Origin of the sequence: Citrobacter sp. MNAZ 1397, from assembly GCF_023613995.1 — a bacterium.
Taxonomy (GTDB): Bacteria; Pseudomonadota; Gammaproteobacteria; order Enterobacterales; family Enterobacteriaceae; genus Phytobacter; species Phytobacter ursingii.
Map to the genome: position 1 here is coordinate 163,962 of NZ_JAKIVH010000002.1, position 13,994 is coordinate 177,955.

Annotated in this window: 13 protein-coding genes, 1 tRNA gene and 1 pseudogene; 8 read left to right on the plus strand and 7 right to left on the minus strand. The window is 48.8% G+C overall.

Features of this window, described 5'->3' with window-relative positions; translation table 11 throughout:
* Positions 1–45 precede the first annotated feature (45 nt).
* Both L2097_RS15500 and L2097_RS15505 read right to left on the minus strand, forming a co-directional pair.
* A complete protein-coding gene (locus tag L2097_RS15500; protein WP_250353229.1) occupies positions 46–624 on the minus strand; it encodes a class I SAM-dependent methyltransferase in 579 nt (192 codons plus the stop codon).
* On the minus strand, positions 624–1,637 hold the full coding sequence (locus L2097_RS15505; protein WP_250353230.1) for an HNH endonuclease family protein: 1,014 nt from the start codon (positions 1,635–1,637) through the stop codon (positions 624–626). The genes L2097_RS15500 and L2097_RS15505 overlap by 1 nt, the downstream gene beginning before the upstream one ends.
* Before the next feature lie 245 nt (positions 1,638–1,882).
* Here L2097_RS15505 and L2097_RS15510 point away from each other — a divergent pair.
* Positions 1,883–1,967: transfer RNA gene (locus L2097_RS15510), tRNA-Leu, on the plus strand.
* 164 nt (positions 1,968–2,131) lie between these two features.
* Positions 2,132–3,391: a tyrosine-type recombinase/integrase gene (locus L2097_RS15515; protein WP_250353231.1), complete on the plus strand. Its 1,260-nt coding sequence runs from the start codon at positions 2,132–2,134 to the stop codon at positions 3,389–3,391.
* Between the two features lie 44 nt (positions 3,392–3,435).
* On the opposite strand, the gene L2097_RS15520 is transcribed toward L2097_RS15515, so the two are convergent.
* From L2097_RS15520 to sid, 4 genes are all read right to left on the minus strand, one after another.
* Positions 3,436–5,184, minus strand: a complete 1,749-nt coding sequence (locus L2097_RS15520; protein ID WP_250353232.1) for an AIPR family protein — start codon at positions 5,182–5,184, stop codon at positions 3,436–3,438.
* A 352-nt stretch (positions 5,185–5,536) separates the two neighbouring features.
* Entirely contained in the window at positions 5,537–6,112 is a 576-nt protein-coding gene (locus L2097_RS15525) for a phage polarity suppression protein (RefSeq protein WP_250353233.1), read from the minus strand.
* 45 nt (positions 6,113–6,157) lie between these two features.
* Positions 6,158–6,358 carry an ogr/Delta-like zinc finger family protein gene (locus L2097_RS15530; RefSeq protein WP_096980945.1) on the minus strand — a complete coding sequence of 67 codons (201 nt, stop codon included), beginning with the start codon at positions 6,356–6,358 and terminating at the stop codon, positions 6,158–6,160.
* Between the two features lie 3 nt (positions 6,359–6,361).
* Entirely contained in the window at positions 6,362–7,111 is a 750-nt protein-coding gene (gene sid, locus L2097_RS15535; protein WP_250353356.1) for a capsid size-determining scaffold Sid, read from the minus strand.
* Positions 7,112–7,648: 537 nt separating this feature from the next.
* Between sid and L2097_RS15540 the strand changes: the two genes are divergently transcribed.
* The 6 genes from L2097_RS15540 (at position 7,649) to L2097_RS15565 (ending at position 12,784) form a co-directional block, all read left to right on the plus strand.
* Complete coding sequence (locus tag L2097_RS15540; RefSeq protein ID WP_250353234.1) at positions 7,649–7,915, plus strand: helix-turn-helix transcriptional regulator; 267 nt, start codon at positions 7,649–7,651, stop codon at positions 7,913–7,915.
* A complete protein-coding gene (locus L2097_RS15545; RefSeq protein WP_250353235.1) occupies positions 7,912–8,463 on the plus strand; it encodes a host cell division inhibitor Icd-like protein in 552 nt (183 codons plus the stop codon). Before L2097_RS15540 ends, L2097_RS15545 begins: the two co-directional genes overlap by 4 nt.
* Positions 8,460–8,693 (plus strand): hypothetical protein, encoded by a 234-nt coding sequence (locus L2097_RS15550; RefSeq protein ID WP_250353236.1) that lies wholly within the window; start codon positions 8,460–8,462, stop codon positions 8,691–8,693. The genes L2097_RS15545 and L2097_RS15550 overlap by 4 nt, the downstream gene beginning before the upstream one ends.
* Positions 8,690–9,010, plus strand: a complete 321-nt coding sequence (locus L2097_RS15555) for a DUF5375 domain-containing protein (RefSeq protein WP_105612293.1) — start codon at positions 8,690–8,692, stop codon at positions 9,008–9,010. The genes L2097_RS15550 and L2097_RS15555 overlap by 4 nt, the downstream gene beginning before the upstream one ends.
* A gap of 11 nt (positions 9,011–9,021) precedes the next feature.
* On the plus strand, positions 9,022–11,355 hold the full coding sequence (locus L2097_RS15560) for a primase-helicase zinc-binding domain-containing protein (protein WP_250353237.1): 2,334 nt from the start codon (positions 9,022–9,024) through the stop codon (positions 11,353–11,355).
* A 340-nt stretch (positions 11,356–11,695) separates the two neighbouring features.
* Entirely contained in the window at positions 11,696–12,784 is a 1,089-nt protein-coding gene (locus tag L2097_RS15565) for a hypothetical protein (protein ID WP_250353238.1), read from the plus strand.
* 996 nt (positions 12,785–13,780) lie between these two features.
* Here L2097_RS15565 and L2097_RS15570 read toward each other — a convergent pair.
* Positions 13,781–13,977, minus strand: a pseudogene (locus L2097_RS15570) (integrase core domain-containing protein); the annotation flags it as partial.
* Positions 13,978–13,994: the final 17 nt, after the last annotated feature.

The window sequence follows — 13,994 nt, forward strand, 5'->3', positions numbered from 1 at the left end:
TGATGGTGTGAGATTTGAGTGTAGAGGATAGTCAGAGCGGTGGAGTTAATCTTTGCGTAACAAGGCGTTAAGCCAGGTTTCCGCGCGATCCGGGCGTTTATCCTGCGTCGTCCACATCGACACCACCTGAACATCCGGTAACGGGCTGACCAGTGCGGTCAGGCCTGATTCGGTTAAATCACTGAAATGACGACCTTCTTTCTCTCTTTCCTGTTCGCCATATTTGAACGAGACATACCAGATACCGCCCGGTTTCAGCGCCTGCGCCAGCGTAGACATCACCTGCGGTAAAGCGTGTGCTTCCACGTGCAGCAGCGATGCGCAGCACCAGATGCCGTCGTAACGGTCAGTGGCATCAACATCGCTGAATGTCATTTGCTTAACCGCCAGCCCGCTGTGTTGCGAGGCCATGCGCACCATCTCGGACGATGCATCAAAGGCCTCGACTTCATATCCCATCTCCAGAAACGCACGGCTGTCGCGTCCGGAACCGCATCCGGCGTCCAGCACGCGTGCGCCCGGGGCAAGGTGCGCGACAAAGGGGGCGTAGAGCGACGACATATCGACGCCGATGGTGTCGGCAAAGAATGCCTGTGCATGATTTTGATAGTAGTTAATGGTCATCAGAATGTATCCGGCCCGGCGGCCTTTGGCTCCCATTCGTGGAATAAGTTTACGCGAGCAGTGTTCCAGACATTTGACAGGAAATCATGCCGTTTTACAGTGCTCGCCCCGGTCTGGCGCATCAGGGTTTCGCGCAGCGGGAGGTGGCTGGTAATGAAGTACTCGTTGCGATCGTGCAGGCGCTGCAGCAGTTTCAATGAGGGGACGTGGGCAAATTTCCCCTGTTTACCCCGGTTACAACATTTACAGGCCAGCACCAGGTTCCAGACGCCATTCACATTCCTCACCTGGTCTTTGAGCATCCACGGAATAAAGTGATCGACATCGGCCAGGTTTGCGTCGCCGGTTTCTACGCTTATAGGCGCGAAGCAGTAAAAGCAGCGGCCTTTCTGATAGCCGTTGAGGCTGTCGCGACAACTGGTGATATCGACACGGCGGTTATTCTGGATGCTGAACAGCATGTTGTCCTGTTCGTCATGCTCCACGGTGATGAGGTTACGCGACACGCCCATCGCCCAGCCTTGCTCGACCAGGTTCCAGCGTGCGTCCGTCTCCAGCTTCAGGTTCTGATACTGCATACCTTCCGTGAGCTGATGAAAATTTGTCGTCAGGCGTATGCCTTTGTGGGTTTTACGCTCGTCGATAAAAAAGCGTTTTTCGATTTCGCCCTGATTGACGTTGTGAAATGCATTGAGCACAACATTAAAGCCGTTTCGCAGCGTCGCTTCTGTCAGCGCATTCTGGTCAATTTCCCCGGCATTAAACTGGCGACAGGCATCCAGATACTGACTTCTGGAGGAGATGATTTGCTTTGGTGCCTGCGCCAGATGGCGACACAGATGCTGGCTGAACGGGACAGCGAGATCTTCGAGCAGGATGAGGTCGCTGCCGTCGCGTTTCACGTCGTACATCGCATGGGCCAGCGCGAATTTGTAGGAAGCGACATTTTTGCCAAAGAGGATTATGCCGCGCCAGTAGTTCTCCAGCGTGGGCTCAACCTGATAGAAACGCATGCCTTGTCCTGATCTATGGATATGAGGAATGGGTAAAACCCGTAACAGGATCAGATAACAAGACGCGATAAATGTAAACCGCCGCCGTCACGTTGCAGCGTTTTGCGAGAAGCGTTCCAGATAGCGGGGGAGTGCAGCGGAGATGTGTCGATTTTTTCGGCATTTAGACGCGACAAGGCGGGGGAATGCTTGCGCCGGGATCTGCAACAGGTATAATGCAACCCGCTATCAGCATCCCCTTCAGTGCCGAAGTGGCGAAATCGGTAGACGCAGTTGATTCAAAATCAACCGTAGAAATACGTGCCGGTTCGAGTCCGGCCTTCGGCACCAAGACTTCTTCCAAGACCATCCGAGAAAGTCCACCAAACCCTTTAAAATCAAGGCATGCAGTGGTTTTTATATCCGGTATTGTCCGAGTCCGTCCGTTGAAATCCGGGGGGCACTGGGGGCATAATTGGGGGCATCTTAACTTCGATTAGAAATGTGCCCCCAAAATGAAGCTCAACGCCAGACAGGTCGAGACCGCAAAGCCTAAAGACAAAACCTACAAAATGGCCGATGGCGGTGGGTTGTATCTTGAGGTTTCGGTGAAAGGTTCCAAATACTGGCGCATGAAATACCGACGCCCTTCCGACAAAAAAGAAGATCGCCTGGCATTTGGTGTCTGGCCGACGGTTACGCTTGCTGAGGCAAGAGCAAAACGTGATGAAGCCAAAAAGCTGTTAGGGCAGGGGATTGACCCAAAAGCTGAACAGAAAGAAGCTCAGGCCGAAAATTCGGGGGCATATGCTTTCGAAACCATTGCTCGTGAATGGCATGCCAGTAACAAGCGGTGGAGTGAAGACCATCGGTCGCGTGTTCTTCGCTATCTTGAGCTTTATATTTTCCCTTATATCGGTTCGTCCGATATTCGCCAGCTCAAAACCAGCCACCTGTTAGCCCCGATTAAAAAAGTTGATGCCAGCGGTAAACATGACGTTGCCCAGCGCCTGCAACAGCGCGTCACGGCCATAATGCGTTATGCCGTACAGAACGATTACATCGACTCAAACCCTGCCAGTGACATGGCCGGTGCGTTATCGACAACCAAAGCTCGCCACTACCCGGCTTTACCTTCCAGCCGCTTCCCTGAATTTCTCGCTCGTCTTGCTGCATACCGTGGCCGAATGATGACCCGGATTGCCGTTGAACTGTCTTTACTCACTTTTGTTCGTTCCAGTGAGCTACGCTTTGCACGCTGGGATGAGTTCGACTTCGAAAAAGCAATCTGGCGCATACCGGCAAAGCGGGAAGAAATTAAAGGCGTGCGTTACTCTCATCGTGGCATGAAGATGAAAGAGGAACATATAGTTCCGCTTAGCCGTCAGGCGTTGGCTTTGCTTGAACAGCTTAAGCAGATTAGTGGCGGTAAAGAGCTGCTTTTCCCCGGCGATCACGATGCTGCGAAAGTCATGAGTGAGAACACGGTTAACAGTGCCTTGCGTACAATGGGGTATGACACGAAAACCGAAGTTTGTGGGCATGGGTTCAGAACGATGGCGCGAGGCGCTTTGGGTGAGTCTGGTTTGTGGAGCGATGATGCGATAGAACGCCAGTTAAGCCATTCAGAGCGTAATAATGTGCGTGCGGCTTACATTCATACATCTGAGCATTTGGATGAAAGGAGATTAATGATCCAATGGTGGGCAGATTACCTCGACCTTAACAAAAAATCTTACATTACACCGTTTGAATATGGTAAAGAAAATATTTAAAGATGGGATTTTGTAATAATAAAAAAGGGGTGTCCCCTTTTTTATTATTTGTTGCTAATGAAAATATTTAAATCGGTTTCTAAATGATCGGAGTTATAATATTTCTCTTCATTGAAGTTAGAACCACCAATCCATAGTTTTTTGATGCTTTCATTTTGTTTTATTGCGAATGTCATGAACTCAATCCACTTGCTATCTAGTTCGCTTATGTTATTTTTAATATCATCCGGTGTCGATTTTGGAAATAAAATGTTATATAGGTAGATTTTTCCGTAATAAGATTTGTCCACTCTTTTTAGATTTAAGTTATTGTTTTTATTTCTTAGTTTTTTTGTTAGGTGATCAAATAAATGATAGCCGATAAAAAACCTTTGAAGTTTTTCGTTGGTTAATTTGAGTTTCCTTTCTGGGTTTTTTTGGAAGAGCTTTTTTTGGGACCCAAGGTTTATATCACCATTGGCCGAAAAATATATTCTTAGGAAAAAATTACGCTCTATTACTTGTTCTGGCTCGATGTATCCGGAGTTCACCCCATCAGCAAATTCGCCTCTTTTCCTTTCATAAAGCATTCCAAACTGATCGAATAGAGCACTCTGTATTTTCTGATGAACAGACTCATTAGCGAATTTATCTGCATTGATTACCGGGGTTTGTTTATTTGTTGCTTCCGAGACAGCTTCGATAAGTTTAAGTTTGGTTTCATTATTATCATTATCAATTAAAGTTATAATTTTAAGCAACACCTCTTTTTCGTTGAATGTCTCGTCCAGTTTTTCTGGTAGGGTCTCTTCATATATTCTACTCAGGATATATGAGGTTTGACCACCATTAATGATTTGTGGGTTTTTTATACTTAGCTGAGCTTTGTTCTTTTGTCCGATTCTCTCATTTATGCTTGTATCATCGGAAATCATAGTTATGCCATTATTGTATAGGGCAAATTCATTAGTGCTATTATCTATGACGGTTTTCCGTATAGATGTATTAACAGCTTGACCTTGGAATTCTAAATAACTACGAGGGTTAAATTTTAAAATGGAGTTTTTATACTTGCTCATTATTTTAGCTATTTCTAAAACAGGAACAAATAGAACCGTTATTTCACAAGTGCTTGCTTTTGTTTTTACTGTATAACTTATTTTGCTACCGGCGTTTTTGGCTGATAAATCAATAGGTATGCAAATGTCATGTGCAGTAAAAAGGGTGCCTGAAATTACAGGAAAAACCAATTCGTTATAGGTTCTGGTGTAATCAAAAACATCGGCATTATATCCATCCGTTAGCTTTCGAAGCCTGGCTGGTTGAATGTCCTTTAAATTCGCAAGAATTATTATCTTGTAATTGAATTTAGTGATGTTGTCAGTTTCACTTAGTTCTCTCTGTAGTTGCTTTATTTTGCCATTGTACTCATTGCCTGCTTCATCATGTGTCTCTCCTTTCAATATTCTCTCAACATCCATGCAAAGAATTTCATCATATGAAATGTCTTTGCTTTCAAAGTTTGTTTTTGTTGTTCTGAATTTGGATTGTATTAAGTAAATCAATCTGTCTTCTTTATCTATATAATACCCATCAATTCCACCATCATAGCTGGAGTCAGTGATGTTTTTTTCTCTTTCTTTAAACTCCATTAACCCGAAATTGACTTTTAGAAATAAGTGGATAAATGCCCGTGCTCTTGCGGCATTGATTTTTTCAATATCATTTGGGTCTGGTTTGTAGGTTTTTTCTTGGCTTTCTGGTGCTTCCATTCGTATTTTGTCTAATATGTTAATAAGCATTTGGTATTTCATTTTTTTATTCTCATTACCCAAGAGTGTGATTAATTTAAATTCATGAGTCGGCAATTGCAATAATTACATGTGGGAAAAGTGATTGATCGCCACAAATAGTTACTTTCAGGTGTATCCGTTGAAGCTATGCATGAATAAAAATCAGGTTAGAAATGCATTATTGCGCGCAGTGCTTTCCCCGCCTCGCCTGCCCGCTTAACGGGGCGGTTTTAATGCAGGTGCATGAACCGGCTCAGGCCGCGCCGGGACTGGTGCGGGAAGGGGCAAAAAAAGTGCGTCAACACATGCAAAACCATGCACCCTGGGGATGCATGGCGTAATTCAGGAAAAATAGCGGGATTTACGGGGATTTTCAGGCGGGGTGCTGCGCGGCCATGTCTGCACACCGGCGCGCATAAATCTGGTTCTGTGCAGGCGTATATTTTTCCTGATTATCTGCCCGCGAAGCCGCGTCAGGCCTGTGTCCGGCGGCGGTTAAAATGTCATTATCCTGCGCACAATAATGAATTTCCTGACCAGTGATCAGCCACGCGGCCAGCGCATCACGAATATACGTGGTTGCGCGGTCGAGGGCGCGACGTTTAATAAAGTCCGGCTGGCCGTTGAGCGCTTTTAATTCCGGGGCCAGTACGGCGGCCAGTGTGGCCCCGTGTTCCTGCATAAATCCCTCAAGGCCGTTCTGCATGCTGACGTGCTGTAAGGTTTCATGCGAGCGGATATAGCGACCGGCTGCCCGGTTAATCTGCCATTTATTCGCCTCAATGCGCCCGCGCAGTGCCGCCACCCTGACCGGGCAGTTTTCACTGTCACCGGAAAGATGGTCGTCCAGTGCCTGCTCTGCCTTTTCCCGTTCCGTTTTCAGGTTAAGCCAGACGGTTTTGTCGGCCTGACAGATGTCAAAGGCCTGTTGTGGTGTGAGTGTGGTCAACGGTGTTCTCTCCCGTGGTCTTTAACAGTATATGAGAGGGTGTATTTACGGTGCCGGTGGACTGTCCGGCTCCGGGGACGGCACAAGCACCCCGGCACGTATCACCCCGTCAACCGATTCGGTGGTACGGAACGTGGCCGAGCATTCAATATTCCGGCACTGGTGATAGCGGCGTTTGACGTTTTCCGACAGGTAGCTGCTTGTGCGCGAATGGGCGGCGTGTTTGCAGAACGGGCAGTGAAACATGATTTATACCCCCGTCCCGTTAGCGGCTTTTTTTGCGGTCAGTGCCTGCGCGAGTTTATTTCGTGAAGCCGGGCTGTTATAGAGCTTCATATCCAACCCCGTCAGTGCCGGGCGGTACAGACCGGTGACGGACAATACCGGCTCCTGTGCCATATCAAACTCGTGAACAGCCTTCATTGTCCCCAGGCTGTTCGCAAGCTCACGGGCCGCAGTGGCATATGCTGATTCACTGCCGCTTAACTCCAGCGAACGGATGCGCAGTACAAAAGCGCGTATCAGTGCCGGGTCAATGGCGGTCAGGGCACAGGCCCATTCACCGTCGGCATACGTGGTGAATGCGGTGTTGTGGGCGGTTGTGTACTGATGCGCTGACCTGCATGCGCCGAGCATCGCACTGTCTTTGTCGTCTTCCAGTTCGGCAATCAGGGCGGTGAACTCTTCCGCCAGTTCGCGGTTCGCAATGCGCTGTGAGTGTTCGGCTTTCATTTCCGGGGTGATGTTACCGCGCAGACTGCGGAACCGGCTGCGCCAGCTCTGTTCCGCTTCCGCGCTTTCATCCAGCGCAGCCTGCCGTTCCTGTTCACTGCGGCGAATGGCCGCTTCGGTGTCATACAGTTTTTTCATGCTGGCCGTGTGGGCGTCACGGGCCTGCGTGAACGCCTCAAGTGCAACGGTCACGCGCTGTTCGTTCTCCTTCCTCTGCTTCTCTGTTGTCGCTTTCATGGCGGCGGCAATAATGTCTGCTGGCTTCATCATTTCTGGCTCTCCGTGTGTGTTGGCTGAGGTCATTCTGCCGTGCACCACACAACGGGGCGATTCATTACGGTTGTGGCAGGGATGGCACAAAAGGGACGTAACCCCGGCTCGCCAGAAAGAGGTCGCAGGAAACCCCACTCACCGGTTATTTTTTTACTGATAACTGTTCACTACTGTTCACCTTAAACAAAAAGATAAGTAATACAGTAAGTTAAAGGGTGAACAGTTGAGGGGTTAACTGTTCACCGACTGTTCACCACTGTTCACTCCCTGCTTTTTCACTGACAGCATGGCTTAGACTTTATTTCGATTAAAAATAGAAAATGTATAACTAAAACAAATAAATATTGCTGCAATGTAATGCATTGATTTGCATCTGTTTGCCAGCGTTTGCCATTGTTTTACTCTGAGAAAAGTCAATGTTTATTTCCGCGAAAATCAAACATGACCTGCGGAAAAATATAAACATAATAGGGAGCTACCCGAAGCCGGAGGGACACCCCCGGCACTGTATGGACTTTATGAGGTAGCCCGATGCATACTGCTTTTTCTTCCCCGTCTCCCGCTCCTGCCGCCCCGGTGATGCCGGTCTCTGAAACCGCTCAGGAACGCTTTATCCGTCTGCCCGAAGTGATGCATCTGTGCGGCCTGTCCCGGTCGACCATCTACGACCTCATCAGCCGCGAGGCTTTCCCGAAACAAATCTCGCTCGGAGGAAAAAATGTGGCGTGGGCGCACTCTGAAATCTCCGCCTGGATGGCTGACCGTATCGCCGAACGCAACCGGGGTTACGACGCATGATGATGGCCGCTCAGCAAAAAGCCCCTTTTTCTGGCTTGCGCCCGTTGTGGGTTTCCTGGTACAGTTTTCCCGCTGTCGCAAAATCGGCAGCCGGGCGTAGGAACCCGAGCGAAACAAAGGCGACACCAGACGCGCCATGCGTCTTTTTTTGTGTCTGTGCTCTCGTGCACCCATTATTTGCGCACTGGTTTTTTAGCCATTGCGGCATCTTTATAATGGTGGCTCGGGCGGGGCAGCCTTCGGGCTGGCCGGTTTCCTTTGTTGCCGGTATTCCTACCCCCGTCCGGGCTACCACCCATGAGCGTAGGAACTCCGGTGGTAGCTGTATTCAGCTAACAAAGGAGGCTGCCATCATGGCTACTATCCTCACCCCGTCACACCCGCAGTTTGTCTTTGTGTTTGCCGCCGTTCGTCGTGCAGACCGTAAACCCCGTATCTGTATGCTCCGTACCGTGGCCGGTGATGAACATACCGCCCGCCTTGCCCTTGTCCGCGATTACGTCCTCTCGTTTGCTGGTCGCCTGCCGGTTGCGGAGGTGCGCGCATGAACGAACTCACCCTGACCATCACCCGTGCTGACCTCCAGCACCTTGAACACCTGCGTAATGTCGGCCAGCTTGTCGGCGAACTCATGCAGGTACAGGACTGCACCACCTCCCGTCGTGACCCGGCACAGCAGTTACAGCTCGCGTCCGTCATTCACCTCATGACTGCCCGGCTTGATGATGTGGTCGAACGCTGCAATGCGCGCTGGCTCACTGAGGAGGTACACGCATGAAACAGCCCTTACCGCCCGTATTACGCGCCGCCCTGTACCGCCGCGCGGTCGCCTGTGCCTGGCTGACCCTGTGCGAGCGTCAGCACCGCTATCCGCATCTCACCCTCGATGCGCTGGAAAGCGCCATCGCCGCCGAGCTGGAGGGCTTCTATCTGCGCCAGCACGGCGAGGAGAAAGGCCGCCAGATTGCCTGTGCGCTTCTGGAAGACCTGATGGAAGCCGGGCCGCTTAAGGCCGCCCCGTCACTGTCCTTTCTGGGACTCGCCGTCATGGATGAGCTTTGCGCCCGCCATATCACAACGCCTGTGCTGCACTGAGGGAAAAAACAATGAACATGAACGTAACGGAAACCGTCAATCAGGCATGCGGCCACTGGCCGCGCATTCTCCCGGCGCTGGGGGTGAAGGTGATGAAAAACCGGCATCAGGCCTGCCCGGTCTGTGGCGGCTCTGACCGCTTTCGCTTCGATGACAAAGAGGGGCGCGGCACCTGGTTCTGTAACCAGTGCGGTGCGGGTGACGGCCTGAAACTGGTCGAAAAGGTGTTCGGTGTGAAACCGTCTGAGGCTGCCCGCAGGGTGAACGCCGTCACCGGCAGTCTGCCGCCGGTTTCCCCGGCGGTGATGGCGGCCGCAGAAGATGAAACCGGTGCTGACCGTAAAGCGGCGGCTGCGCTGGCCGTAAAACTGATGGAGAAAACCCGCACGGCCACCGGCAACGCCTACCTGACCCGCAAGGGCTTTCCCGCGCATGAATGCCTGACCCTGACAGCCACGCACAACACCGGCGGCGTGACGTTCAGCGCCGGTGATGTGGTCATGCCACTGCATGACGGGACCGGCGCACTGGTTAATCTCCAGCTCATTAACGCCGGGGGCGACAAGCGCACCCTGAAAGGCGGGGCGGTGAAAGGGTGCTGTCACACCCTCGAAGGGAAAAAACAGGCCGGGAAACGCCTGTGGATAGCGGAGGGCTATGCGACCGCGCTTACCGTGCATCACCTGACCGGGGAAACCGTCATGGTGGCGCTGTCGTCCGCCAACCTCCTTTCTCTGGCGAGCCTTGCCCGTCAGAAGCACCCGGCCTGCCAGATTGTTCTCGCCGCCGACCGTGACCTGAACGGCAACGGCCAGAGCAAAGCCGCAGCGGCCGCAGAAGCCTGCGGGGGCACGGTTGCCCTGCCGCCGGTGTTCGGTGACTGGAATGATGCGTTTATGCAGAAAGGCGAAGAGGCAACGCGTATCGCCATTTATGACGCCATACGGCCACCGGCACAAAGCCCGTTTGACACCATGAGCGAAGCGGAATTTACCGCCATGAGCGCCAGTGAAAAAGCCATGCGGGTGCATGAACATTACGGTGAAGCGCTGGCCGTGGACGTGAACGGCCAGCACCTGTCCCGCTATGAAAACGGCATCTGGAAAATCATTCCGCCGTCTGATTTTGCCCGCGATGTGGCCGGGCTGTTCCGGCGTCTGCGCGCGCCGTTCTCGTCAGGGAAAATCGCCTCCGTCGTGGAGACGCTGAAACTGATTATTCCGCAGCAGGACACCCCGTCACGCCGTCTGATTGGTTTTCGTAACGGCGTGCTCGACACGAAAAGCGGGATATTCAGCCCGCACCACAAAGCGTACTGGCTGCGTACTCTGTGCGATGTCGATTTCACCCCGCCGGTGGCGGGGGAAACGCTGGAGACCCATGCCCCGCATTTCTGGCACTGGCTTGACCGTGCCGCCGGTGGCCGCGCCGACAAACGCGATGTAATTCTGGCCGCGTTGTTTATGGTGCTGGCGAACCGCTACGACTGGCAGCTTTTCCTCGAAGTGACCGGGCCGGGTGGCAGCGGCAAAAGTATTCTGGCCGAAATCGCCACCATGCTCGCCGGGGAAGATAACGCCACCTCGGCCACCATCGAAACGCTGGAATCGCCCCGCGAGCGCGCGGCGCTGATTGGCTTCTCGCTCATTCGTCTGCCTGACCAGGAGAAATGGAGCGGTGACGGGGCCGGGCTCAAGGCCATTACCGGCGGTGATGCGGTGTCGGTTGACCCGAAGTACCAGAACGCCTATTCAACGCATATCCCGGCGGTGATTCTGGCCGTGAACAACAACCCGATGCGCTTCACCGACCGCAGCGGTGGCGTCTCCCGTCGCCGGGTGATTATTCACTTCCCGGAACAGATTGCCCCGGAGGAGCGCGACCCGCAGCTTAAGGACAAAATCGCCCGCGAGCTGGCCGTGATTGTGCGCCAGTTGATGCAGCAGTTCAGTGACCCGATGAGCGCCCGCACACTGTTGCAGTCTCAGCAGAACTCGGACGAGGCACTGAGCATCAAGCGCGACGCTGACCCGACGTTTGATTTTTGCGGCTATCTGGAGGCACTGCCGGAGCCCGACGGGATGTATATGGGGAACGCCAACATTATCCCGCGCCAGCCGCGTCTGTACCTGTATCACGCTTATCTGGTGTACATGGAGGCCCACGGCTACAGGAATGCGCTCAGCCTGACCATGTTCGGCAAGGGGCTCTCAGCCATGCTGAAAGAGTACGGACTAAATTACGAGAAGCGCCGCACAAATCAGGGCATGCAGACCAACCTCACACTGCGGGAGGAAAGCAACGCCGACTGGCTGCCAAAGTGCGATGAACCCACTGCGAAATAACCTGACCTGACCGGCAACAGCCGGTCTTTTTTATCTTAAAAACATCAGCAGTAACCGTAACGACTTTATGATTATTTGTTATTTGACATGTGGAAAAATATAAATCTAATCATTGGTATTTTTTGTCATTAAAAACTAATGTGAGATTCTCATTGCATACATAAAGACTGTTGATTTTGCCCCTCGATTATATTCTTATAATGGCATGCGGTAATGGTTGGCGATTTAATTCGCATGACTCTAATCAGTTTCATCTATTCTGTTGGTTTATCTGTGTGTAGTATAGATTTTATGAGTTGTATAATAATATTTATATAAATGTTAAGAAAAGGTATATGTGATGACTACGCTAGAATTTACGCAGTTTTCTTCGCCAGAAAAAGAGAGTACAGAGCAAGAGCCTGACTCGGAAAAAACGCTTTCCTCTGATGCCAAAATTGACAAGAATTATATGGTGCTTCATAGAAATGAGAACTTTATTATATCCTTGAATAGATTTAATGAGTTGTGTTGGGAATTGAAAAATATACCGATGCACGCCAATAGTGCATTAAATGAATTTATTTTGATAAATGGATTGATAGCAGCATTCTTTAATAGGAGTAATAAAAAATACGTTTCTAAATTACTAGCTAGCAGACTGTATTATTGTCTCACTACACAAGATACATATGATACGGAACTCATATTTAAGGAAGTATGGGATATTGTTAACAAGTATAAGGGGGTGACTAACAAAAGGGTAATTGAAACCTCAGAATTTGCTGTTTATTTGAGCGGTGCGAATAATGTCGAATGGTGGTATTATAAAGAGGTTCCAGCATATATGGTCGGCGCTCTGGATGAATTTGAATTATTGAAAGAATTAGCGTCAGGGTATTTACCGCCATCTTATAAGCCCATTATTATGAGTCAGCTAGCTTCGGCGTTAGGGAATGCTTTTAACAAAAATGATCATGATAGAGCTAAAGACTGCTTTAAACAAACTAAGCAATTTTTGATATCAAAAATAGAATCGTTTTTGAAGTTAAGGTTGTTTATTACTAGTGTTCTGTTTTCTCTTGTATTTTTGACTGTTGTTATTGCTTTATATTTTTGCTTTCCCAGTTTTGGTATATATGTAATTGGCATGGGGGCTGGAGTTGTTGGGGCAATGGTGTCCAGTCTTCAAAGGAATAACATTATTGCTATCGAGAACTATACTAGTGGGTATAGCCTATATTGTGAAAGTCTTTCTAGACTAATAATTGGTGCTGTTTTTGGCTGCTTTTTAGTCTTTGGGGTGAAGTCAGAAATGTTTTTAGCACCATTTAAAGAAAATTTTCAAGCAATTATATGTTTCTGTTTTGTATCAGGGTTTGTTGAGCGATTTGTTCCTGAACTTATTAATAGTGTTGTTCGGGAAAGTGAAGTTAAGGGAGGGAGATAACTGGATTAGTGATTTTCTTATCTTAATTTTATAGTGTGGTTTTTGTGGGGGGGTATAAATATACCCCTGTTTTAACCCATTTTAAATAGATGGAATTTAGATTGGAAATTTCTGTAATAGGATAAATACATGTGCGTTTCAGTATATCAGGCTTTTTTGTTCTAGTCTGGTATAGTTCAGTTAATAGGCTCACCCTAATAATATGATTTCAGTGAGTAATAAGACAGATATAACATCTATCTATGTTTTATTATTTTAAGAATTACGTACTAATAACATTGGTAAACTATTTTATCGAGGTATATTCTAGTACAATGAAGGTATGGCATTGCCCGTTAGAGTCTGCACATTCATTAGGCTAAAAATCTGACAGATAATCCTTGCCACCACATAGCTAGCTGATGTTTGTAACCTGTGAGCTACATTCAACAGGGTGAACAGTAAACTGTTCACTGTTCACTAACCATTCACTATGTAACCATTTGAATATTATAGATAAAAACCATTGGTGAACAGTGTGAATAGTTTTCTATAAAAAAACTTTTATTCCCATGTATGAAAGATTCAATTTTGGCATAAGGTAGATAAGTTGTAACGAATGTATATATCATATGATAGTTGTTCCGGTTAGGATCCAGTACTGGGAACCTAACCAAAAGAGAATTGACTACTACGGTATGATGAAAGGTAAAAAATTCTTGGGGGGCACAAAAGGGGGCACTTATTATAATATTTTTTAAAAATTGTATATTTTCAGTGTGTTATGGGGGGTTTTGAGTCCGGCCTTCGCACCAAGACCATCAGGGAAAGTCTACTGAACCCTTTAATATAAATACTTACAGCGATTTTCACGTCCAGCATCGTCCGGAACAGTCCGTTGAAATCCGGGAGGAGGGGGTGCACTGGGGGCATCTTGACTTCGATTAGATATGTGCCTGTAAATAGCCCCCTTTGGATCCATGCATTTTTTGAGATACCGACCAGATAATGTTGTAGTCAGTATTCATCCCGTATCAGATTGTTCAGTGATTCATATGGATGTTAACAGTATATTTCGATAACCATTTTTTCGTTACTTTCCGTACTTCCTTTAGCGTTCTGAACAGATAAAAATCGAGTATTCCTTTTTGATATGTTCAGTTAAAGCGTTCTATAAAAGCATTCTGCGTTGGTTTGCCTAGCCTGATAAATTCCGGGCCATTATATTATT

Excerpts from the sequence above, each read along its gene's own strand:
- sid (WP_250353356.1), bottom strand. The coding sequence starts at position 7,111 with ATGAAGCCAGCAGACATTATTGCCGCCGCCATGAAAGCGACAACAGAG.
- L2097_RS15505 (WP_250353230.1), bottom strand. The coding sequence starts at position 1,637 with ATGCGTTTCTATCAGGTTGAGCCCACGCTGGAGAACTACTGGCGCGGC.
- L2097_RS15530 (WP_096980945.1), bottom strand. The coding sequence starts at position 6,358 with ATGTTTCACTGCCCGTTCTGCAAACACGCCGCCCATTCGCGCACAAGC.
- L2097_RS15560 (WP_250353237.1), top strand. The coding sequence starts at position 9,022 with ATGAACATGAACGTAACGGAAACCGTCAATCAGGCATGCGGCCACTGG.
- L2097_RS15555 (WP_105612293.1), top strand. The coding sequence starts at position 8,690 with ATGAAACAGCCCTTACCGCCCGTATTACGCGCCGCCCTGTACCGCCGC.
- L2097_RS15565 (WP_250353238.1), top strand. The coding sequence starts at position 11,696 with ATGACTACGCTAGAATTTACGCAGTTTTCTTCGCCAGAAAAAGAGAGT.
- L2097_RS15550 (WP_250353236.1), top strand. The coding sequence starts at position 8,460 with ATGAACGAACTCACCCTGACCATCACCCGTGCTGACCTCCAGCACCTT.
- L2097_RS15500 (WP_250353229.1), bottom strand. The coding sequence starts at position 624 with ATGACCATTAACTACTATCAAAATCATGCACAGGCATTCTTTGCCGAC.
- L2097_RS15540 (WP_250353234.1), top strand. The coding sequence starts at position 7,649 with ATGCATACTGCTTTTTCTTCCCCGTCTCCCGCTCCTGCCGCCCCGGTG.
- L2097_RS15520 (WP_250353232.1), bottom strand. The coding sequence starts at position 5,184 with ATGAAATACCAAATGCTTATTAACATATTAGACAAAATACGAATGGAA.
- L2097_RS15515 (WP_250353231.1), top strand. The coding sequence starts at position 2,132 with ATGAAGCTCAACGCCAGACAGGTCGAGACCGCAAAGCCTAAAGACAAA.
- L2097_RS15545 (WP_250353235.1), top strand. The coding sequence starts at position 7,912 with ATGATGATGGCCGCTCAGCAAAAAGCCCCTTTTTCTGGCTTGCGCCCG.